Genomic DNA, 20078 nt, shown 5'->3' on the forward strand with positions numbered 1-20078 from the left:
ATTCGGGTTCTTTTTTGGCGGATTCCCTTGCGGATTCTGGAAAAATTTTTGGCGAAACACAGTGGGCGTGCCTTCGGCACGCCCACACATTGGCTCGTTCAGAGCCTCTAAGTTCTATTCTGGTGCGCGGGAGAGGACTTGAACCTCCAAGGGATTGCTCCCATACGCCCCTCAAGCGTACGCGTATACCAATTCCGCCACCCGCGCCCGTCCGGCCAATTAGAGAGGTGATTTATTCCGTTTTATCTTCCGCTTCGGTCTTTGTTTCCGGGGCGCTTTCGGTGAGCACCTGTCCTATTTGCCGGGATTGTTTTATTTTCTTTCTCAGCGCTCTGGCCGCTCTTTCTCTTACATAATAGAGCTTGGCGCGTCTTGCCCTTTTCGGCCTTGATACGAGCTCAACTTTCTCTATTTTAGGAGAATATAAAGGAAAAGTCATTTCAACTCCGACTCCACTGGAAATTTTTCTCAAAGTAAAAGTCGCGCCCGGTTCCGAGCCGTGTTTCCTTGAAATCAGAAGTCCCTCAAAAGCCTGGCTTCTTTTTCTTTTGCCTTCCTGAATTTTTTGCCATACGCGGATTGTGTCGCCCGAGCGTATGTCTAATTTCTTTCTGTCTTCAATTTTTACCGGTGATAATTGCATGGATATTTCTTAACATATTATTTAAGCTGTTTCAAGCATTGTTAGAGTATTTTTCAAATCTTCGGGTAAATCGGCTTCCAGCTTGATTTTTCCTCCGTCGGGCAGGGAAATTTCCAAAGACGATGCGTGCAGAAAGTGTCTTTTCAGCCCGAAAGGGCATAGGGGGTTTTTGGAATACAATTTGTCGCAGACGACAGGCCGGCTTATCGCTTTTAGATGAACCCTTATCTGATGAGTGCGTCCGGTTTTGGGCGATACGCTAAGAAGCGTGAATTTATTTTCTCCCGCAAAAAATTTTTTTACTGTTTTGTATTCCGTAAGAGAATCGCGGAGTTTGCCAACGGCTTTTTTTGAGGCGACTCTTCTCGATGGATTTTTCGCGCTCCTTCCTATCGGCAGATTTATTTCTCCCGAATCTTCTTTTACTTCGCCTTCGACAAGGGCGGTGTAATTTTTTTTCGCTTCGTGTTCTTGAAATTGTTTTTTTAGAAATTCAAAAGATTTTTGGTTTTTGGCTATCACCATTATTCCGGACGTGTCTCTGTCTAAGCGGTGCACCAGCCCCGGCCTAAGTTTCGGTTCATCTCCGACCGTGGAAATTTCCGGCCGGTTTTCCAAAATCCAATCTGCCAGAGTTTTTTCTTCCGGTTTTGTTTTTTCGGCGCGATGCGCTAAAAGTCCGGCAGGCTTGTTTATTGCCAGGACGTTTTCGTCTTCATAGATAATTTCCGGATTCATTGGTGGGCGGTAGAGGACTCGAACCTCTGACCTCGTCGATGTCAACGACGCACTCTAACCAACTGAGCTAACCGCCCTTGCGCGCCTGCGTATTATATATTGCATCTTATCTTTAATTTGGGGAGTTTTTCAAGAGAATGTATACTTAGCATATGAAAAAAGAATGGAAACTTGCCGAGCAGGTGTCCGATGATTTGGAAGAACAGCTTCTTTTCACTCGAGGGATAAAAACGGAAGAAGAAAAAGAAAAATTTCTCAACCCTGATTATGAACGGGGTCTTTTTGATCCGTTTGAGATGTTGGATATGGACAAGGCGGTTTCCCGAATTTTGAAAGCGATACGCGGTGATGAAAGAATCGTTTTATACGGCGATTATGACGCGGACGGAGTTTGCGGCACCGCGATAATGCACGATTTTTTCAAAAAAATCGGATTTGAAAATTTTGAGGTTTTTATTCCGGACAGAAACATTGACGGTTACGGGTTAAACGAAAAAGCGATAAATGAAATAGTAAAAAGCGGCTGCGGACTGATTATTACCATTGATTGCGGAATAACCGACGTGGAAGAAGTCGCGCTTGCCGCGGAAAAAGGAATTGATACCGTTATCTTGGACCATCATCTTGAATCCGGCCCGATTCCCAAAGCTGTGGCGGTGGTTGACCCGAAGCGGAAAGGCGACGTCTATCCTTTTAATTTTCTTGCAGGCGCCGGGGTCGCTTTCAAAACCGTTCAGGCTTTAATACGGAAAGGCGAATTCAAAATTGTCCCAGGCTGGGAAAAATGGCTTTTGGATTTGGTCGCCATCGCGACAGTTGCCGATATGGTTCCGCTTGAAAGCGAAAACAGGGAACTCGTTTTTTACGGGCTTAAGGTTCTTCAAAAAACGGCAAGAACAGGTCTTCTTGTTTTTTTTAAAAAATTCGGGATAAACCAATCCAGCGTAAACGAAGATGACATCGCTTTTACGATCGGGCCAAGAATAAACGTGGCAAGCAGAATGGATCATGCCAACGCTTCTTTCGCCTTGCTCACGACCGAATCAAAAGAAGAAGCTAAAAGCATTTCAGAACACCTTTTTTTATTGAACCAGGAGCGCCGCGATTCGGTTGATTCCATTCTTGAAGAAGTAGGGAGAAGGATTTCTTCAGGGGAAATTCCTCTGGCTATAATAGAAGGTGATGAATCATGGAAAGCCGGAGTTTTGGGGCTTGCGGCAAACAGGATTTTGGAAAAATATCACAGGCCGGTATTTTTGTGGGGCAAGAACGGAGAAGCCGGAATGAAAGGTTCCTGCAGGGCCGAAGGAGAAGTTAATTTGGTGGAAGTGTTGAATCTTTTGCCCGAAGGCGTGCTTATTGAAGCCGGCGGGCACGCTTTTGCCGGCGGCTTTTCTGTCTTTCCCGGAAAAGAAGAAAGTCTTAAAAAGGAACTTTTAAACATTTTTGAAAAAATAAATTTGCCGGAAGCCGGAAAGATTATTGTTGCCGACAAAGAAGTAAAGATCGAGGAAGTCGACCGGAATTTTTGGAAAATTGTTGAAAAATTCCGTCCTTTTGGAATGGATAATCCGAAACCGGTTTTTTGGCTGAAAGATATGGAAGTTTCGAATGTTAAGATGTTTGGGAACGGAGGCATACATATTCAGATTGATTTTCAAAAAAGAAACGGAGTGATTTCCGCGATAGGATTTTTTATGAAAAACGAAGGCAATTTTGATATCAAAAAAGGAGATAAAATCGACTTGCTCGCGTCCGTGGAAAAATCGGATTACAAAGGATATGATGAGCTAAGGCTGAGGCTGTTTGATTTAAAAAAGATTTTATGAAAAAAGAAAAAACTCAAAATAAAATAATTATTTATACGGATGGGGGAAGCAGGGGAAACCCCGGGCCCTCGGGTATTGGAGTTGTCATAACGGATGAAAAAGATTACGTCGTTAAGAAATATTCAAAAGACATCGGAACCCGCACGAATAACGAAGCGGAATACGAAGCCGTGATTTTCGCTTTGCAAAAAGCGAAACAGGTTTTTGGAAAAGAAAAAATAAAAGATTTGGAAATTGAAATACGAATGGACAGCGAGCTTGTGTGCCGCCAGCTTAGGGGAGAGTATAAAATTTTGGAAGAAAAGCTTTTCCCTCTTTTTATAAAAATATGGAACTTGCGCCTGGATTTGGGAAAAATAATATATAAGGAAATTCCGAGGGAAAAGAACAGGGAAGCGGATAAATTGGCAAATCAGGCGATGGACGAGAGAAAAAAGCAGGAAACGATGTTTTAAAATAAATCACGCCCCTGCTGATAAACAGGGGCGGCTAACATATGTTCGGGTACTTTTTTCTTTCACACAGAGAAGGGGAACCGTTGAATTTTGAGAAGGATTTTATCAGCGTGAAGATTGTTTTTTCATACAATACGCTGATTTTTCTGGCCCATTTTTTGTTTATTCCGGCATCTCTTAGTCTGCAATAAACATGCAACGGGTTGGTTTTGTCAGCAATAAATTCATTCATGCCCTCACCTCCTTCCATGTCAAGAACGTTTATTAAAAAATACCACAATAGATAGATGCACTCAAGGATTTTTTTAATTTTTTGCGCCTGTTTCGCTTTGGGCGTATTTTTTTCGTCTTTTGCGGACCTGTCTTTGTTCTTCGGGCTTTTTTGGATATTTTTAAGTTTGGTTTTCGCGGGATTTTCTATTTCTCCTGTCTTTATCCACAGGAAAATTATTATTTTCTTATCAATTTCGCTTTTTGCCTTCGGCTCGGGCTGTTTTTGGTTTTCGTTTAAAGCGGTTTCTTCTTCGGAGATAAAAACGCTTGAAAATAAAATCGAAGAAAAGATTGTTTTGGTTTTAACTGTTTCCGAAGAGCCGGAAGAGCGCGAAAATCATACAAATATCGTCTTTGAAACAAAAGAAGGCGTAAAAATTTTTACATCAGCTAATCGCTACCCCGCCCTGAAATACGGGGACAGCGCCGAAGTCAAAGGCGTTCTTAAAAGCCCCGAAAAATTCAGTTCGGATTTCGATTGGCCCGCTTATCTTTCAAAAGACGAAATTTATTTTCAGATGTTTTATCCGGAAATCAAGCTTACTTCTTCAGGCGACAGCCTTTCCCTAAAGGGCGGACTTTATGCAATAAAAGAAAAATTTATTTCATCCATAAATCGTATTATCCCCGAACCGGAGTCCGCGCTTTTGGGCGGTCTTACGGTGGGCGCGAAACGCAGTTTGCCCGAGTCGCTTCTTGAAGATTTCAAAAAAACCGGAGTCGCGCATATTGTCGTTCTTTCCGGATATAACATTACTATAGTAGCCGACGCGATTATTAAGCTTTTTAATTTTTTGCCTTCGGCTTTCGGTATCGGTTTTGGTTTTTTGAGCATTGTTCTTTTCACCTTGATGACAGGCGCTTCGGCAACGGCGGTTCGCGCTTCAATTATGGCGGGAGTGGCGCTTTTGGCGCGTTCCACCGGAAGAGTTTATGAAGCGACGATGGCTTTAGTGTTCGCGGGTTTTTTGATGATAATTTGTAATCCTAAAATTTTGCGGTTTGATGCTTCGTTTCAGCTTTCGTTTCTCGCCACGTTATCATTGATTTATCTTGCTCCTGTTTTGGAAAAACGTTTTCTTTTTTTTCCGAAAAAATTCGGAATAAGAACGCTCGCGTCTTCCACGCTGTCGGCGCAAATTTTTGTATTGCCTCTTCTTTTATACAAAACAGGAATTTTTTCCGCTGTTTCGCTCCCTGTTAACCTCTTGATTTTGCCGTTCATCCCCGCGACAATGCTTTTCGGATTTTTGGCGGGTGTCGCGGATTTTATTTTTGCGCCGTTTTCTCTTCCTTTTGGATGGATTGCTCACGGATTTTTGGCTTATGAGCTTAAGGTCGTTGAATTTTTTGCAGGCCTGCCTCTCTCGTCTTTTTCTCTGCCTAATTTTCCATTATGGCTGATGTGGTTTTCTTACTTTATTTTGATTATTCTGATTTTTATATCACAAAAACAAAATGATGCGTCGATTCAAAAATAATCTTAAATTTATATTGCCGTCCTTGTTTTTCGCGGTCGCGGTTTTGGTTTGGTACGCTGTTTTTTGTGAAAACAGAAAAGGTCTTGAAGTGGATTTTTTGGATGTTGGGCAAGGAGACGCTATCTTTATCCAGGCGGAAAACGGAAACCAGGTTCTTCTGGACGCGGGCGAAGGAAAAGCCGTTTTGCGCGAGCTTGCTGAAATTATGCCTTTTTACGATCGTTCAATAGACGGGTTGATTTTGTCTCATCCTCACTCCGACCACCTCGCGGGGTTTTTGGAAGTTTTAAAAAGATACAAAGTCGGCATCGTTATTGAACCGTGTCTTGAAACCGATTCGCCGGAATATAAAGAATGGCTGACTTTGGTCGAAGAAAATAAAATTTCAAGAGTCTGCGCAAAAAAAGGAGAAACCATTGATATCGGCAGCGGCTTGGTTCTGGACATTATTCTTCCTGTCGGCGAAATTTCCGGCAGAAAAGAACATGACGCCATGCTTGCGGCGAAATTGAGTTATGGCAAAACATCCTTTTTATTCACGGGAGACATGGAAAAAAATTTGGAAAATTATTTGGCGTCCGTTTATAAAACGGATTTGAAAAGCAATGTTTTAAAAATCGGGCACCACGGGTCTGACACTTCCACTTCGGAAATGTTTCTGGGGTATGTTTCGCCGGAGTACGCGGTTATTCCCGTTGGAGAGAAAAATAAATATGGCCATCCCAAAAATGTAATATTGGAAAGGCTTGAAAAATTTGGCGTGAAAATTTTTCGCACCGACCAGTCCGGTCTTTTAAAGTTTAAAAGCGACGGTTCGCGAGTTCTTCTTGCCAATTGAAAAATATTTTTTTAAGATGTTTATAGTTAGCGTAAAAGTCGTTTTTTAAAGATTATCAACCAGAGCTTGAAAGGAGAGAATATTATGCATTTTTCAAAAGAAAAGACATTGGTTTTGATAAAGCCAGACGGAATTCAGCGTTCGCTTATCGGCGATATCATCAAAAGATTCGAACGAATAGGGCTTAAGCTTTGCGCTGTAAAAATGCTTGTCCCCAAGAAAGATTTTGTGGAGAAGCATTACACGGTTGACCCCGAATGGAGGAGGGTTACGGGAGAAAAAACCATAAAGAGCTATAAGGCGCAGGGCAAAACTCCGCCGTCGGAAAATCCTTTGGATATTACCGAAGCGATTTTAAAAAGACTGACAGAATATATGTCATCGGGTCCGGTTATCGCCATGGTTTGGCAGGGGGCTCATGCCATTAAATTGGTGAGAAAATTGGTTGGGGGCACGGAGCCGCTTTCTTCGGATACCGGAACAATAAGGGGTGATTTTGTCTTGGATTCTTATGAAATGTCCGACGGAGACGAGAGGTGTATCAGAAATCTTGTTCACGCTTCCGGCTCGGTTGAGGACGCTCAAAAAGAAATTGCTCTTTGGTTTTTACCCGATGAAGTAATAAACTATCGGCTTGTGCAGGAGGGAATACTTTATGACGTGAATTTGGACGGAATTTTGGAATAGATTGCCTGAAAAATTTTTGCTATAATTATTCCAGGTTGCTTCACGGACAAACCTTTGGATCAAATATAAAAGGGAGCCATAATTGGGATTTAACCGACTGGTTCGTCCGGGGTTTTATCTCTGAGGCGCCCACCTGGAGTGCAGCCAAAAGGTACTCCTTGGAGCAGCCAATAAAAAAATCCCCTAATTTTGTCGGGGATTTTTTTATTGGATATTTTTCGCCGTAAGCCTGTTTCGTAAAGCAGGCTTACTTTTGCCTGAGTCGTTTGATATACTAAAAAACATTATGTTGAAGTTAACATTTTTTGGCGGAGCGCAGGAAGTGACAGGCGCGAATTATCTTTTGGAATATCATTTGGGTGAAAAAAAAGACCAGCCGATAAAAATATTGGTTGATTGCGGTTTACTGCAGGGGACAAAAGAGCAAGAAGAAAAAAACAGGGAACCTTTCAAATATCTTCCCGGAGAAATCGATTTTTTATTTATTACACACGCGCACTTGGACCATATAGGCAGAATTCCTCAGCTTGTTAAAAACGGTTTTGCCGGACGCATAATTTCTACGGCGGCCACTAAAGACCTTTCCGAACTTTCTCTTTCCGACAGTCTTAATATTTTTGAAAAAGAAGCGGCGAAATGGAATATTGAGCCGATTTATTCCAAAGAAGACATAACGGAAGCGATGAGGCTTTGGGAAACAGTTGAATATGAACAGCAGCTCAAATTGGAGGGTTTTACGGCAACCTTAAGAGAAGCGGGGCATATTCTTGGTTCCGCGATGATTGAGTTTAATATAGAAGGCAAGAAAATTGTTTTTACCGGAGACTTGGGGAATTTTCCCGCGCCGCTTCTGCGGGCTCCTTACAATCTTTCGGAAACCGATTATCTCATAATAGAAAGCGCTTATGGCAATAAAGAACATGAAGATAAAGAGAGCCGGAAGATGAAAGTGGAGAGAGCGATTGAAAAAGTCGTTTCTAAAAACGGCGTTTTGATGATCCCTTCTTTTTCGGTAGAGAGAACGCAGGAGCTTCTTTTTGAAATCAACGACCTTGTGGAGAATAAACATATTCCAAGCTTGCCTGTTTTTTTGGACAGCCCGATGGCGATAAGGGCAACGGAAATTTACAAGAGATATGAAAAATATTTTAACAAAGAAGCGCAATACGTGATTGACTCGGGGGATGACATTTTTAAATTTCCCGGTTTGAAGATGACTCTTAAAAGCGAGGAATCAAAAGTTATAAATTCTATTCCGCCTCCAAAAATAATAATGGCAGGTTCCGGGATGTCCACCGGCGGCAGAATTATCCATCATGAAAAAAGATATTTGCCGGACCCCAACAGTACTTTGCTTATTGCCGGCTACCAGACAGCCGGAACTTTAGGCAGGCATCTTTCCGACGGCGCGAAAGAAGTGGAAATTTTAGGGGAAAGAATTCCGGTTAACGCCGAAATTTTGCCGGTAAGCGGATATTCGGCGCATTTGGACGCGGAGGGTCTCTATTCTTTTATAGAAAAAATCGCGGACCGCGCGGAAAAAATTTTCGTGGTCCAAGGCGAGCCGGCGGCGGCGTGTTTTTTGACTCAGCGGGTAAGGGATTGTCTTGGAGCCGACGCGGTTGCGCCAAAAATTGGAGATAGTTTTGAATTGGTGTAAAATTATGAATAAATAGAACATGAAGCCATCTCCTAAAGATTATCTTAAATTTAAAATTTGCGTTTCCGGGGCCGCTGAAACAGGGCATTGCGCCGTTGACGCTTTAGATAAGGCAAAAGAACTTGGCAGGGAAATAATAAGACAGCGCGCGGTTCTGGTAACGGGCGCGACAACTGGTTTTCCTTTGTGGTCTGCCGTTGGCGCGAAAGAAGAAAACGGTTTTTCCATAGGAATTTCTCCGGCGTCTTCGGAAAAAGAACATGTCGAATTTTATGAGCTTCCTACCGATTACTTTGATATCATAATTTATACCGGATTCGGCTATTCCGGACGCAACCTTCTTTTGACGCGCTCGGCAGACGCTGTTATTATCGGTTGCGGAAGAATAGGAACGTTAAATGAATTTACCGACGCGTTTGAAGACAATAAGCCTATCGGTATTTTGACCGGCACCGGAGGAATAGCCGATGAAATTAAAGAAATTGTTGAAGCGTCTCATCGCGGTCCGGGCAATGTCGTTTATAATTCCGACCCGAAAATTTTGGTTGAAAAAGTCATTGAATTGATAAAAAAAGAAAAAATACTGAAAGCGTAAAAAATAATTTTTTTGATATGTTTATGTCTTTGGAATCTCTTACCCCAGTTTTTTTTCAACTTTTTCTCGCCGCTGTCTTGGGAATGGCTGTCGGTTTTGAACGTTGGAAAATAGGCAAGCCGGCGGGAATGAAAACGTACGCTCTTGTTTCGCTGGGTTCGGCCCTTTTTACTATTTTATCCGTTTCCGGTTTTTCCGAATTTGTGGGGAGCGGAGGATATGACCCGAGCCGTTTGGCAAGCCAGGTTGTTGTTGGTGTAGGTTTTCTTGGCGCCGGAATAATTTTTTCTTCCCAAAAAGAAGTGCACGGCCTTACGACCGCGGCGGCAATTTGGGTTTCCGCCGCCGTCGGCACGGCGGTCGGTCTTAAATTTTACGCGGTTGCCGTCTTTACCGCGATGCTCACTGTTTTTATTCTTTGGTTTTTAAGGCTTATAGAAAGCAAAGTTCCAAGGGCGGAAGGAAAGGATGAAATATCTTAGAGGGATCGGAATTATTGTCGGACTTATGTTCGGGGCGGGAATTTTTGCCCTTCCTTATACTGTTTTAAAATCGGGGGTATTGTGGGGGCTTATACATTTTTTTGTAGCCCTCTTTTTAATAATTTTTCTTCATCTTCTTTATGCGGAAATTTCTTTTCGCGCGGGTGACGGCCACCGGTTTGTCGGTTATGTGCGGATGCTTCTGGGAGAAAAGTACAAGAGTTCGGCGCTTTTCATAACCCTCGCGTCGTACTACGGGACGCTTTTGGCTTACGGTGTTTTGGGAGGCATTTTCCTTTCCAATTTTTTTGAAGAAAAACCGGTGTTTTTTGCTACGCTGGCGTTTTTTGTTTTTGGCTCCCTTTTTCTCCTTCTAAAAATGGGGAATATCGCTTTTTTAAATTTTTGCCTTTCAATTCCACTTTTTGTTTTCGTCGTCATTCTTGCCTTTTTGCTTTTTCCGTCTTTTGACACGGCAAACTTTCATCTGTTGCCGCAAAATGAAATTGCTGGAAATTCAAATTGGTTTTTGCCGTACGGTGTCTGGATTTTCGCCCTGTCGGCTCTTGCCGTTATTCCAGACGCGCGAGACCTTTTTCGCTCGTCGTCTGTTAGAAATTTGAAGAGAGTCGTTTTGGCAAGCATTTTTTTGTGCGCCGCGGCTTATCTTCTTTTTACTTTCGCGGTGCTGGGCTCAAGCGGTTTGGAGACAAGCGATGACGCTTTGTCCGGGCTCTCCGGTATTTTGGGCAGTAAAATTATCTTAGCGGGTTCTATTATGGGTTTTTTGGCGGTTTTCACTTCTTTTCTCGCCTTGGGTTTTGACCTTCTTCAAATTTTCCGTTTTGATTTCAAAATTTCAAAAACCGCTTCGTGGTTTTTGGCGATAGCGCCTCCTCTTCTTTTTTTCCTCTTGGGTTTTCATAATTTCGGTAAAATTATCGGAGTGGTCGGCACGATAGGCATCGGCTTTACGGGTTTTTTGGTTATTTTAATGGGATGGAAATCAAGAAAAAATTTTTGGATTGCCGGAGTCTTAGCATCTTTGGCGATTTTTGCCGCGGTTGCTTACGAAGTTTTTAATATTTTTTTCTGACATTTTGACCAAACATGAAAATAATCGCTGATTTTCACATCCACTCCAAATATTCCCGCGCCGTTTCCCGCGATATGGTTTTGGCAAATATCTCTAAAACCGCCGCGAAAAAAGGAATTCAAGTTATGGGCACCGGAGATTTTACTCATCCCGCGTGGTTTGATGAAATTAAAAAAGAACTTAAGCCGGCGGAAGAAGGTCTTTTTAAAATCAAAAACGATGAAACAAGATTTATGCTTACCGCGGAAATCGCCAACATTTATTCAAAGGGCGGAAAAACGCGGCGCGTCCATAATGTGATTTTTTCTCCCACGATAGAGGCGGTGGAAAAAATAAACAATAAATTAAACTGGATAGGAAATTTGAAATCCGACGGCAGGCCCATGCTTGGTTTGGATTCTAAAAAACTTCTGGAAATAATTTTGGACGCCGACCCGCGGTGCGTTCTCGTCCCTGCTCACGCGTGGACCCCGTGGTTTTCCATTTTCGGTTCGATGTCGGGATTTGATTCCATAGAAGAATGTTTTGACGATTTGAGCGGCCATATTTTCGCGATTGAAACGGGGCTTTCATCGGACCCGGGAATGAACTGGCGGCTTTCCGCTTTGGATAAAATTTCTTTGATTTCAAATTCCGACAGCCACTCGCCTTCAAAAATCGGAAGGGAAGCGAATGTTTTTGACTGCGATTTAAGTTATGACGGAATATTTTCCGTTATAAAAAAGACCGAACCTGCCGACAGGCAGGCGGGAAAATTTTTGTACACGATTGAATTTTTTCCGGAAGAAGGCAAATATCATTTTGACGGGCACAGCGCCTGCAAGGTTTCTTTTTCTCCGGAAGAAACGAAAAAATTGGAAGGTTTGTGTCCGGTATGCGGAAGAAAAATGACAATAGGAGTTTTAAGCAGGGTAAACGTTCTGGCGGACAGGGGAGAAGGGGCAAAACCCGCGGGCGCGGTTCCTTATAAAAATTTAATTCCTCTTAACGAGATAATCGCCGAAGCTAAAGATGTCGGCGTTCAGACAAAAACCGTCGGCGGCATCTATGAAAAATTGCTTGACGAGTTTGGCACGGAAATGGAAATTTTGCTTGAAACGCCCGTTGAAAAAATTTTTGAAATTGCAGGAGCTCGCGTTTCCGAAGGATTAAAAAATATGCGCGAAGGAAAAGTAAAAATAAAACCCGGGTATGACGGCGAGTATGGAAAAATTTCTTTGTTCGGCGAAGGCGATGAAAAAGAAAAACAGACACAAAAAAGTTTATTTTAAAAATAAACAAGCCCCGGGCAATGCCTGGGGCTTTTAGAAAGAAAGGAGAGTGTAAAAGAACCGAAAACCGGATTCGAAAAAAGGAAACAAAGTCTCAAAAAATGAAACAGTCCTTAAGGGGTCAATGACCCACTCGCAGGCTCTTGGAGAACTCGATTCCTCCCTCCGCATCCACTCGTCAACAGAACTCTGTTTATATGATAAAATTTTATTTGTAAACCTACAAGCATTTTCTGTGGATAACAATGAACAAAGAACTTTCCAAAATTTTATACGAAATGGCGGAATATTACGAAATAGAAGGGACCGCTTTTAAGCCGCAGGCTTATACAAAGGCCGCTATGTCTATTGAGTCTTTAGCTTTGGATATTTCGGAAATTTACAGAAAAGACGGAATAAACGGCCTTAAATCTATTTCCGGCGTCGGTTCCGGTATCGCCGAGCGCATTGAAGAGTATATGAAAAGGGGAAAGATTGAAGATTACGAAAATTTAAAAAAGAAGTTTCCCGCGAACGTTTCAGAGCTTACTTCCGTAGATGGCGTCGGACCTAAACTTATAAAGCTTTTTTACGACAGGCTAAAAATAAAAGATATTAATGGTCTTGAGAAGGCAGCAAAAAAAGGGGAAATTAAAAATCTTCCAAGGTGCGGAGAAAAATTGGAAAAGAAGATTTTAAAATGGATTGAATTTTACAAAAAATCCGTTAACGATTCTTTGCCGGAAGAAATTTTCGGTTTGCCAAAAGATAATGGGCTGGGGTTTATTGAGGAAAAAGATATCAAAGGCGATTTGCATGTTCACTCCCATTACAATGCTGATAAAGAGTTTGTAAACAGGATGATACAAAAAGCGGCAGAGAGGGGATATGAATATCTTGGAATTTCCGACCACACGAAATTTCTCGCGATTGAACACGGGCTAAACGAGAAAGAATTGATGGAGCAGGCGGAACTGATAAAAAAATTAAGCTCGGAGCATAAAATTAAAATCTTTCACGGATGCGAAGCCAATATCTTAGCCGACGGTTCCATTGATATTTCCGACGACGCTTTGGCAAAGCTTGATTATGTGATAGCGGGAGTGCATTCGCAGATGAAAATGCCGAAAAAAGAAATGACGGAGAGAATAATAAAAGCGATGGAAAACCCCAATGTCGATATTATTTCTCACCCGACCGGACGAATAATCCGCCAGCGCGATGAATTTGAAATTGATTTTGATGAAATTTTAAAAACCGCAAAATTAACCGGAACTATTTTGGAAATTAATTCCAATCCGTACAGATTGGATTTAAAAAGTTCCAATATAAAAAAAGCGAAAAAAGCGGGGGTGATGATGATTATAAATTCCGACGCGCATCAGCCGGAACAGATGGATTTTATAAAATTTGGAATTGAAGAGGCTCGCAAGGGAGGAGCGGAGAAAAAAGATATTTTAAATATTTTGCCTTTGCAAAAATTTGTGGAGTTTTTTAAGAAAAAGAAAAAAGACAGATAAAGATAAAAAAACAAAACCGCCGATGGCGGTTTTGTGGTGTGATGTGGAGATGGTGGGATTTGAACCCACGTGAGAAAGAAAATCTTAAAATCGTCTACAAGCGTATTCCGGTTGTGTAGACGAAGCGTTTAGACCGGACGAAAAGCGCTTCGTTTTTTCTCCTTTTAGTCCCCGCGTTTTGGAGAAAAAAGCGGGCAAGCCTCAAAATGACGCCCGCGATCCCCTATGAGACATCCGGGACGGACGGCTTAAGCGTAATTACGCTAAAGCAGGTGCTAATTGAAAATTTGCACTTATTTGTTTGGCGAATGATTTGGGAGGTTTCGCCAGCCTCCGCTTGCGAACTTTGAGACTGTTCTCTCTACGATTCCTTTCACCCCCGTTATATTTCTTTTTTCAAATTTCTCTCAATTTCCCGTTTGCTTTCCCTCTCTTTTATCTTTTGCCTTTTGTCGTATTTTTTCATCCCGCGCGCCACCGCAAAAGAAAGTTTTACAAGACCATTTTTAACAAAAACGGACACCGGAATCAAGGTGAGCCCTTTTTGGGATTCTTTTCCGGAAAGATAATCTATTTCTTTTTTATTGAGAAGCAGTTTGCGCGTTCTTTGTGAATCATAATCTTCAGGCGTGTTCTTTGGCTGGTAGGGAGGCACTTCCATTCCAACTATAAACGCTTCTCCTCCTCTTATTACAACGTGAGCGCCAGCCAAGTTTCCGCGTTTCATTTTAAGCGATTTTACTTCAAAACCCAAAAGCCGCATCCCTGCCTCAAATTGTTCCAGGATTTCGTAATCAAAATTTGCCTTTTTGTTGTCCAGAAGCGTCATGAATATAATTATATTTTACCTTGAAATGTTTTACTAATGGGAAAAGAAAACGCGGGGTTTTTTGACCCCGCGTCCAATAACTTTTTTGTGCTGTATTTTGCGCAGAATTAAAAAGGGATATTGAAGGTCAATCCTCCTCGAATTTTATTACAAGCAAGATTGTCTTCGTCCCCGAATCTTTTTTGAAAAAAGATCATCGGGCTGAGCGTCGCTTTCCAAAAAGGCATTGCAACGGGCAAGGACAAAACCAGTCGTCCGTAGTTTAATGTTTTTGGTTCGCTTCCATAAGCTCCGTCGTTTCCGCCAAAACATAAATCCAGATTCAGCTTTTGCTTGTCAAAGGGCAGGTCAATCGCGTAGAGAGCTCCAAATTTCCACAAAACTCCGCCTTCAACAATGTCTTTGTCGGTCGGCCAGTCTTTTTCTATGACTCCATAGAACGAAACCCCTTTTACCGGCGGGGATATAACCCTGAAACAAAGAGCGTGGAGATCTCCGTTTATTTCGCCGATACGGTACATATCGCCAAACAAATATTCAAGTCCAAACCTCCAGCCGTTAATTGTTTTGAAGACGTCAAGCATATAATCGTTTTCATCTCCAAAATCGGAATTGAATCCGCCTCTCGGACTTACAGACGACCAAAATGTGCCGGAGAAATCTACAATCTCCGTTTCCATGCCCAAAGTGGCGCTTTGCTGAAACACGGGATCGTCAAAGACAAGAGACCCTGACATTCCGCCTGTATAATCGGTGTAATATCCGAAGTTTAGGTTTCCGCCGAGTTTTGTCTCCGCGCTTGCCATTTGCGCCGCCATCGCCGTAAATACTGCAAGAAAAGCGCAAAACATAAAAACCTTCCATTTCTTCATTTTTCCTCCCTCCCTTGTTTTCAAAGATTTACGAATTCTAAGATGATTTATAAAAGAAGTCAAGCATAGAAAAAGACGGAGTTTTGCCCCGTCTTTTGTTTAGGTTTTTGGCCTAATATTTTTTAACCACCGTAATTCTCGGGCAGGCTTCTTTGTAAATCGCCGCGAGAAATTCTTTTATCGGAATGAAGAAATTTGCAGTATTTCTCCATGCCTTTTCTACTTTATCATTGTTTTTTAGTATCTTTTTTCCTGACCAAACGCCGGCGCATAGGATAAGGATACCTTTGCCGATTTTGTACCAGATGTCCTCGAACACAACAGAAGAGAAACCGAGTTTTAAGAGAGGCCAACCTATTTGGAATAAAAGCATCCAAACTAAAAGCACGCAAAGTGCCGTTAAGCATGCCTCAGCCGGTGTTAACCACATCTTTCTTTTGCTGTCTTTCCCAAACCGGCAGAGAGGATGAAATTTTAGAAGCCCTTTGTTGTAGTCGATGATAAGAGGTCTTCCAAAAAAAAGCGCCGGCAGCGCCACGATGGCGGAAAGAGTTAAAAGCAGCGCAAAAAATAAAGTTCCTAAAAACAATCCCCAGTAGAGTTTGCAGAGGCTAAAGGGGATCGAGTCCTCTTTTGGGCCAAACCAGGAAAAAAGGTCGAAATGTTTGCTTCCGGCATTAAAAAGAAAGCAATACCGGAAGATGTGTCCGGCGACAAATCTACAATTGCCATCTTCGTCTTTAGGGTTTTTAAAATCAACCATCATCCCCATTAAAACAAGGATGAAAACGAAGTAACCGGGAATTACCATCGGCCATCCCCAAAGCCATTCGCAGATGCTAGCTAGCATGTTCATACCCCTCCTTTTTTGTTTTGCGTATTTTGTCAAAGCCGGAAATCGGCGAAATATCTTGTTGTATAATACATTTTTAATCTTGATTTGTCAAGAGCAAGAAAAAACTCCGGTATTGACCAAAACGCGATTACTTGTATATAATAGGAAATAACAAATGTAAGCCCGGAAGGGGGCTTTTTTAATAAAAAGAAGTTTTAGAATATGTTTGAGAAGTTAGTAAATTATCTGAAAGGCACGAAAGCCGAACTTGGATACGTGAACTGGCCGACAAAAAAGCAAACGGTTAATTTTACCCTGCTTGTTATCGGCGTTTCGCTTCTTGTGGCGGCTTTCCTCGGTTTTTTTGACACGATTTTTACCTTTCTTCTTGAGAAATTTGTTTTTTAGTTTTTTCATAAATATATGGAAGAAAACAATGCGATAACGCCGGAGACAAATGTTTCCAAGAGCGAGAACCCAAAGCCGAAACAGGAAGGCCGGTATTGGTATGCCATACATACTTATTCGGGCTACGAAGACGCGGTTGTCCGCAATTTAAAACAGCGAATAGAATCGCTTGGAATGGAAGACAAGATTTTTAACGTGGTTGTCCCGACGGAGAAAAAAATAAAAATTAAAGGGGGTAAAAGAAATATCGTTGAAGAAAAACTTTACGCCGGATACGTTCTTGTCGAGATGATGGTAACGCATGATTCGTGGTATGTCGTGAGAAATACTCCGAGGGTAACAGGTTTTGTCGGTTCGGGCACGACCCCGACTCCATTAAGAGAAGACGAGATAGATAATCTTTTTCAGAGAATGGGAGCGAAAGAGCCTAAGTATAAGGCGGATATCAGCGTGGGCGAACAGGTAAAAATAGTCGACGGTCCGTTTAAGGATTTTGAAGGCAGAGTAAGCGAAACCGATGAAAGCAGGGGCAAGATAAAAATCCTGGTTTCCATGTTCGGAAGGGAAACCCCTGTTGAACTTGATTTTTTACAGGTAAAAAAGATATAAATAGTAATTAAGAATCAGCCATAAGCCATGAGCAGAGTCGGAAAAACAAACAAATCATACAGCAAGAGATTAAAAATTACCAAAACAGGCAAGGTGCTTCAGCGCGGTCCCGGCATGGGACATTTCAATGCCAAAGAAAGCAGGAGCAAGCAGCTTCCGAGAAAAAAATTAAAAAGCTTCAATATCGGCAGCAAAAAAAACATGAAGCATTATCTGCCGTTTAGTTAATCAATATGACACGAGTAAAAAGAGGAACAACTTCATTAAAGAGGAGGAGAAAGGTTTTAAAACAGACAAAGGGATATTTGTGGGGCAGAAAATCAAAAGAGCGCGCCGCGAAAGAGGCGCTTTCTCACGCGTATCTTCACTCTTTTCACGACAGGCGGAAAAAGAAAAGAGATTTCCGAAAAATTTGGCAGATTAAAATCAATGCTGCCAGTCGCGAACACGACCTTTCTTACAGCAAATTTTTGGGTTTTCTGAAAAAGGCCAATATCGGAATAAACAGGAAAATTTTGGCGGATTTGGCGGAGAACAGGCCGGAAGTTTTCGAACAAGTGGTAAAAGAGGCGATTAAATAAAACAAACAGCGGAGTAATAAAAAACAAAAACAGAAATTGCAAAAAAGACCGAGAATAAATAATGAAATAAACGGATTAGAATTGCGCCTTTTGGACGAAGAGGGAAAAAATCTTGGCGTGGTTAAAACTGGCCAAGCGATTGAGATGGCGAGAGACAGAGGGCTAGATCTTATAGAAATTTCGCCCAATGCCGCTCCTCCGGTTGCCAGAATAATGGACCTCGGAAAATTCCTTTATAACGAAAAAAGAAAAGAAAAAGAATCGGCAAAAAGCGGGCAGGATTTTTCGGAGATGAAGAACGTAAGAATCCATCTGGGTACTTCGGAACACGACCTTGAAATGAAAGCCGGCCAGGCATCGGAATTTTTGAAAAAAGGGAATCGCGTGCGGGTGGAGCTTTTTTTGAAAGGGCGTGAAAAATATCTTGAAAAGAATTTTTTAAGAGGGAGGTTTGACAGGATTTTGAATTTGATAGCGGAAAATTACAAAATTCTCCAGGACGTAAAAACCGGCCCGAGAGGCATAAATATAGTAATAGAAAAAATAAAATAATATGGCAAAAGAAATTAAAACAATTTTAAAGCTTCAAATTCCAGCGGGAAAAGCGAACCCCGCGCCTCCGGTTGGTCCCGCCTTGGGTCAGCACGGAGTGAACATCGGGGATTTTGTGAATAAGTTCAACGAAGCCACGAGGGACAAGGGAACCGATATTATTCCGGTTGAAATTACCGTTTACACGGACAGGACTTTTGAATTCAAATTGAAAACTCCTCCCGCGTCGGACCTGCTTAGAAAAGCTGCCGGAATTGAGAAAGGCTCCGGAGCCCCTCATATAAAGAAAGTCGGAAAAATAAATAAACAGCAGCTGCGTTCTATTGCAGAGCGCAAGATGGAAGATCTGAATGCTAATGACGTGGAAGGCGCGGAACGTATTGTTAAAGGCACTGCCCGTTCCATGGGGATAGAAGTGGAGCAATAGTCGAATTTCGTTTTGGTGTGATCTGTTGTCCGCCCCGGCGTTTTGCCGGGGCGGACTTGTTTTATTTTTCGGGGATTGCTAACTTTATCTCAGAAAAAAAATTCTTTGAAAGGAGAAAAGAGATATGGAAGAAAGCAAAAATTCTTTAAAAGACCCAAGGTTTAAACCTATCTTTACTCAAATTGTCGGTAATACCATAAGCTGGTGTTGGTTTTTGATGCTTGGGGAAATACTTACAAGAGGGAGAAGATACGATATTACTTCTGGAAGCCTGGATTTTGAAGGAAATTTTAGACTATCGATGCCGTTAGTGGTTGAAATGCATACGCCTTCAGTAAGGCCTCTTGCTCCTTACATACCTGAAGGTAAAAATGTCCCGGCACCCACAACAGAAGAAGCTATACAGGAATATATGAAGTATCTTCTTTCCCGGGAAAAACAGCCGAATGAGCATTATACTTATGGCGAGGATTTGTGGTGGCAAGTGGAAGAAGTTATTAAGTATTATAAAAGGTATGGGTTTGGCAACGCATGTTGTCATATGGTTGTTGGCCGGCCGGAATCTTTCTTGTTTTACAATCGAGAAGTGGATTACACGGAGTTTGTAGCCGTTGAAGACAGGACATCGGGAAAACTGATTTTTAGCAGGCATATAACTAATACATGGAATAAAGACTTGCGGATAGAAGTGAGCTCCCAGTGTTTGAGGGGCGTGGATACATGGGTTCAAAACGGAAGATTGTATTTTTGCTGCTATTTTCGCTCGCAAGACGCGTGGGCGGGTTTTCCTCAAAATTACGGAGGTTTGCAGTTGGTTAAAGAATATATGGCTTCTTGCCTCAACCTTGAAGATGGTCCGCTTATTGCTATTTCTAAAGACCTGCATTTTTATAGAGACAATATTCCTTACGGATTGGAAATGATAGGGAAAAAAGCCGAAGAATTGTCTTGGTTTGAGCCGGAGGTTCGTTTATGAGAAAAAACACAAAAGTAGTTGATCCGCGTTTTTCCAAAGGTAAAGGGGACTATGAGAAAGTTATTTTTTCCATAGAAAAAGAAGGTAAATGTCCTTTTTGTCCTGACAATTTCAGATACCACAAACATCCAGTTCTTAAGAGAAGAGGAGATTGGTTTATAACCAAATCAAGCTGGCCTTATCTAAATGCCAGATTGCATTTGGTTTTAATAAAGAACTCTCATAAAGAAAGTGTCAGAGAATTGAATGTCAACGACATGAAAGACATCTTATTTTTAGTAAAATGGGCGTCGGGGGAGTTCAAAATAAGCGGTGGTGGATTAGCCATGCGTTTTGGGAAAACGGCGCATACAGGAGCGACTGTTTGTCATATACATGCTCATCTTATTGTTCCTAAAAGAAGGAAAAGCGTTTCGTTTCCTATTGGATAGAAAAATCCTTA

Annotated in this window: 25 protein-coding genes, 2 tRNA genes and 1 other RNA gene; 19 read left to right on the top strand and 9 right to left on the bottom strand. The window is 41.9% G+C overall.

The window, feature by feature from the left end; genetic code table 11:
- Nucleotides 1–120: 120 nt before the first annotated feature.
- From PHC85_01690 to PHC85_01705, 4 genes are all read right to left on the bottom strand, one after another.
- A tRNA-Leu gene (locus PHC85_01690) sits at nt 121–207 on the bottom strand.
- A gap of 25 nt (nt 208–232) precedes the next feature.
- Nucleotides 233–643, bottom strand: a complete 411-nt coding sequence (gene rplS / locus PHC85_01695; GenBank protein ID MDD5032810.1) for a 50S ribosomal protein L19 — start codon at nt 641–643, stop codon at nt 233–235.
- A 21-nt stretch (nt 644–664) separates the two neighbouring features.
- Nucleotides 665–1426 (bottom strand): RluA family pseudouridine synthase, encoded by a 762-nt coding sequence (locus PHC85_01700; protein MDD5032811.1) that lies wholly within the window; start codon nt 1424–1426, stop codon nt 665–667.
- A tRNA-Val gene (locus PHC85_01705) sits at nt 1382–1458 on the bottom strand. Before PHC85_01705 ends, PHC85_01700 begins: the two co-directional genes overlap by 45 nt.
- Nucleotides 1459–1533: 75 nt before the next feature.
- Between PHC85_01705 and recJ the strand changes: the two genes are divergently transcribed.
- Entirely contained in the window at nt 1534–3210 is a 1677-nt protein-coding gene (gene recJ / locus PHC85_01710; protein ID MDD5032812.1) for a single-stranded-DNA-specific exonuclease RecJ, read from the top strand.
- Nucleotides 3207–3665, top strand: coding sequence for a ribonuclease HI family protein (locus PHC85_01715; protein MDD5032813.1), 459 nt, complete (start codon nt 3207–3209; stop codon nt 3663–3665). Before recJ ends, PHC85_01715 begins: the two co-directional genes overlap by 4 nt.
- Before the next feature lie 34 nt (nt 3666–3699).
- Here PHC85_01715 and PHC85_01720 read toward each other — a convergent pair whose 3' ends face one another.
- Nucleotides 3700–3915, bottom strand: coding sequence for a hypothetical protein (locus tag PHC85_01720; protein ID MDD5032814.1), 216 nt, complete (start codon nt 3913–3915; stop codon nt 3700–3702).
- Between the two features lie 37 nt (nt 3916–3952).
- Here PHC85_01720 and PHC85_01725 point away from each other — a divergent pair, with 37 nt between their 5' ends.
- The 9 genes from PHC85_01725 to PHC85_01765 all read left to right on the top strand — a co-directional run bounded on the left by PHC85_01725 (nt 3953) and on the right by PHC85_01765 (nt 13547).
- Complete coding sequence (locus PHC85_01725) at nt 3953–5419, top strand: ComEC/Rec2 family competence protein (GenBank protein MDD5032815.1); 1467 nt, start codon at nt 3953–3955, stop codon at nt 5417–5419.
- The gene (locus PHC85_01730) at nt 5397–6257 is read left to right on the top strand and encodes an MBL fold metallo-hydrolase (GenBank protein ID MDD5032816.1); all 861 of its coding nucleotides are present in this window, start codon (nt 5397–5399) and stop codon (nt 6255–6257) included. The genes PHC85_01725 and PHC85_01730 overlap by 23 nt, the downstream gene beginning before the upstream one ends.
- Before the next feature lie 84 nt (nt 6258–6341).
- Nucleotides 6342–6944 carry a nucleoside-diphosphate kinase gene (locus tag PHC85_01735; protein MDD5032817.1) on the top strand — a complete coding sequence of 201 codons (603 nt, stop codon included), beginning with the start codon at nt 6342–6344 and terminating at the stop codon, nt 6942–6944.
- A gap of 286 nt (nt 6945–7230) precedes the next feature.
- Nucleotides 7231–8604, top strand: coding sequence for an MBL fold metallo-hydrolase (locus PHC85_01740; GenBank protein ID MDD5032818.1), 1374 nt, complete (start codon nt 7231–7233; stop codon nt 8602–8604).
- A gap of 19 nt (nt 8605–8623) precedes the next feature.
- Nucleotides 8624–9199 carry a hypothetical protein gene (locus tag PHC85_01745; protein ID MDD5032819.1) on the top strand — a complete coding sequence of 192 codons (576 nt, stop codon included), beginning with the start codon at nt 8624–8626 and terminating at the stop codon, nt 9197–9199.
- Between the two features lie 17 nt (nt 9200–9216).
- A complete protein-coding gene (locus PHC85_01750) occupies nt 9217–9681 on the top strand; it encodes an MgtC/SapB family protein (protein MDD5032820.1) in 465 nt (154 codons plus the stop codon).
- Nucleotides 9668–10777, top strand: a complete 1110-nt coding sequence (locus PHC85_01755; GenBank protein MDD5032821.1) for an aromatic amino acid transport family protein — start codon at nt 9668–9670, stop codon at nt 10775–10777. The genes PHC85_01750 and PHC85_01755 overlap by 14 nt, the downstream gene beginning before the upstream one ends.
- Nucleotides 10778–10791: 14 nt before the next feature.
- Nucleotides 10792–12048 carry an endonuclease Q family protein gene (locus PHC85_01760; GenBank protein ID MDD5032822.1) on the top strand — a complete coding sequence of 419 codons (1257 nt, stop codon included), beginning with the start codon at nt 10792–10794 and terminating at the stop codon, nt 12046–12048.
- Nucleotides 12049–12293: 245 nt separating this feature from the next.
- Nucleotides 12294–13547, top strand: a complete 1254-nt coding sequence (locus PHC85_01765; GenBank protein MDD5032823.1) for a PHP domain-containing protein — start codon at nt 12294–12296, stop codon at nt 13545–13547.
- A 41-nt stretch (nt 13548–13588) separates the two neighbouring features.
- Here PHC85_01765 and ssrA read toward each other — a convergent pair.
- From ssrA to PHC85_01785, 4 genes are all read right to left on the bottom strand, one after another.
- Nucleotides 13589–13928, bottom strand: a transfer-messenger RNA (tmRNA) gene (gene ssrA, locus PHC85_01770).
- A gap of 1 nt (nt 13929) precedes the next feature.
- Complete coding sequence (gene smpB, locus PHC85_01775) at nt 13930–14376, bottom strand: SsrA-binding protein SmpB (protein ID MDD5032824.1); 447 nt, start codon at nt 14374–14376, stop codon at nt 13930–13932.
- A 107-nt stretch (nt 14377–14483) separates the two neighbouring features.
- Nucleotides 14484–15248 (bottom strand): hypothetical protein, encoded by a 765-nt coding sequence (locus tag PHC85_01780; protein ID MDD5032825.1) that lies wholly within the window; start codon nt 15246–15248, stop codon nt 14484–14486.
- A gap of 112 nt (nt 15249–15360) precedes the next feature.
- Nucleotides 15361–16104, bottom strand: coding sequence for a hypothetical protein (locus PHC85_01785; protein MDD5032826.1), 744 nt, complete (start codon nt 16102–16104; stop codon nt 15361–15363).
- 201 nt (nt 16105–16305) lie between these two features.
- Here PHC85_01785 and secE point away from each other — a divergent pair, with 201 nt between their 5' ends.
- The 8 genes from secE to PHC85_01825 all read left to right on the top strand — a co-directional run bounded on the left by secE (nt 16306) and on the right by PHC85_01825 (nt 20067).
- Entirely contained in the window at nt 16306–16491 is a 186-nt protein-coding gene (gene secE / locus PHC85_01790; GenBank protein ID MDD5032827.1) for a preprotein translocase subunit SecE, read from the top strand.
- Between the two features lie 15 nt (nt 16492–16506).
- Entirely contained in the window at nt 16507–17100 is a 594-nt protein-coding gene (nusG, locus tag PHC85_01795) for a transcription termination/antitermination protein NusG (GenBank protein ID MDD5032828.1), read from the top strand.
- Between the two features lie 27 nt (nt 17101–17127).
- Complete coding sequence (locus PHC85_01800) at nt 17128–17328, top strand: hypothetical protein (protein MDD5032829.1); 201 nt, start codon at nt 17128–17130, stop codon at nt 17326–17328.
- A 5-nt stretch (nt 17329–17333) separates the two neighbouring features.
- Nucleotides 17334–17681, top strand: a complete 348-nt coding sequence (rplT, locus tag PHC85_01805) for a 50S ribosomal protein L20 (GenBank protein MDD5032830.1) — start codon at nt 17334–17336, stop codon at nt 17679–17681.
- Nucleotides 17682–17717: 36 nt separating this feature from the next.
- Nucleotides 17718–18233 carry a translation initiation factor IF-3 gene (infC, locus tag PHC85_01810; GenBank protein MDD5032831.1) on the top strand — a complete coding sequence of 172 codons (516 nt, stop codon included), beginning with the start codon at nt 17718–17720 and terminating at the stop codon, nt 18231–18233.
- 1 nt (nt 18234) lies between these two features.
- Nucleotides 18235–18660, top strand: coding sequence for a 50S ribosomal protein L11 (gene rplK / locus PHC85_01815; protein MDD5032832.1), 426 nt, complete (start codon nt 18235–18237; stop codon nt 18658–18660).
- Between the two features lie 124 nt (nt 18661–18784).
- Nucleotides 18785–19636 carry a thymidylate synthase gene (locus PHC85_01820; GenBank protein MDD5032833.1) on the top strand — a complete coding sequence of 284 codons (852 nt, stop codon included), beginning with the start codon at nt 18785–18787 and terminating at the stop codon, nt 19634–19636.
- On the top strand, nt 19633–20067 hold the full coding sequence (locus PHC85_01825) for a hypothetical protein (protein ID MDD5032834.1): 435 nt from the start codon (nt 19633–19635) through the stop codon (nt 20065–20067). The genes PHC85_01820 and PHC85_01825 overlap by 4 nt, the downstream gene beginning before the upstream one ends.
- Nucleotides 20068–20078: the final 11 nt, after the last annotated feature.

This window comes from Candidatus Paceibacterota bacterium, from assembly GCA_028711505.1.
In the GTDB taxonomy this organism is placed as follows: domain Bacteria; phylum Patescibacteriota; class Minisyncoccia; order JAHISW01; family Tagabacteraceae; genus JAQTSC01.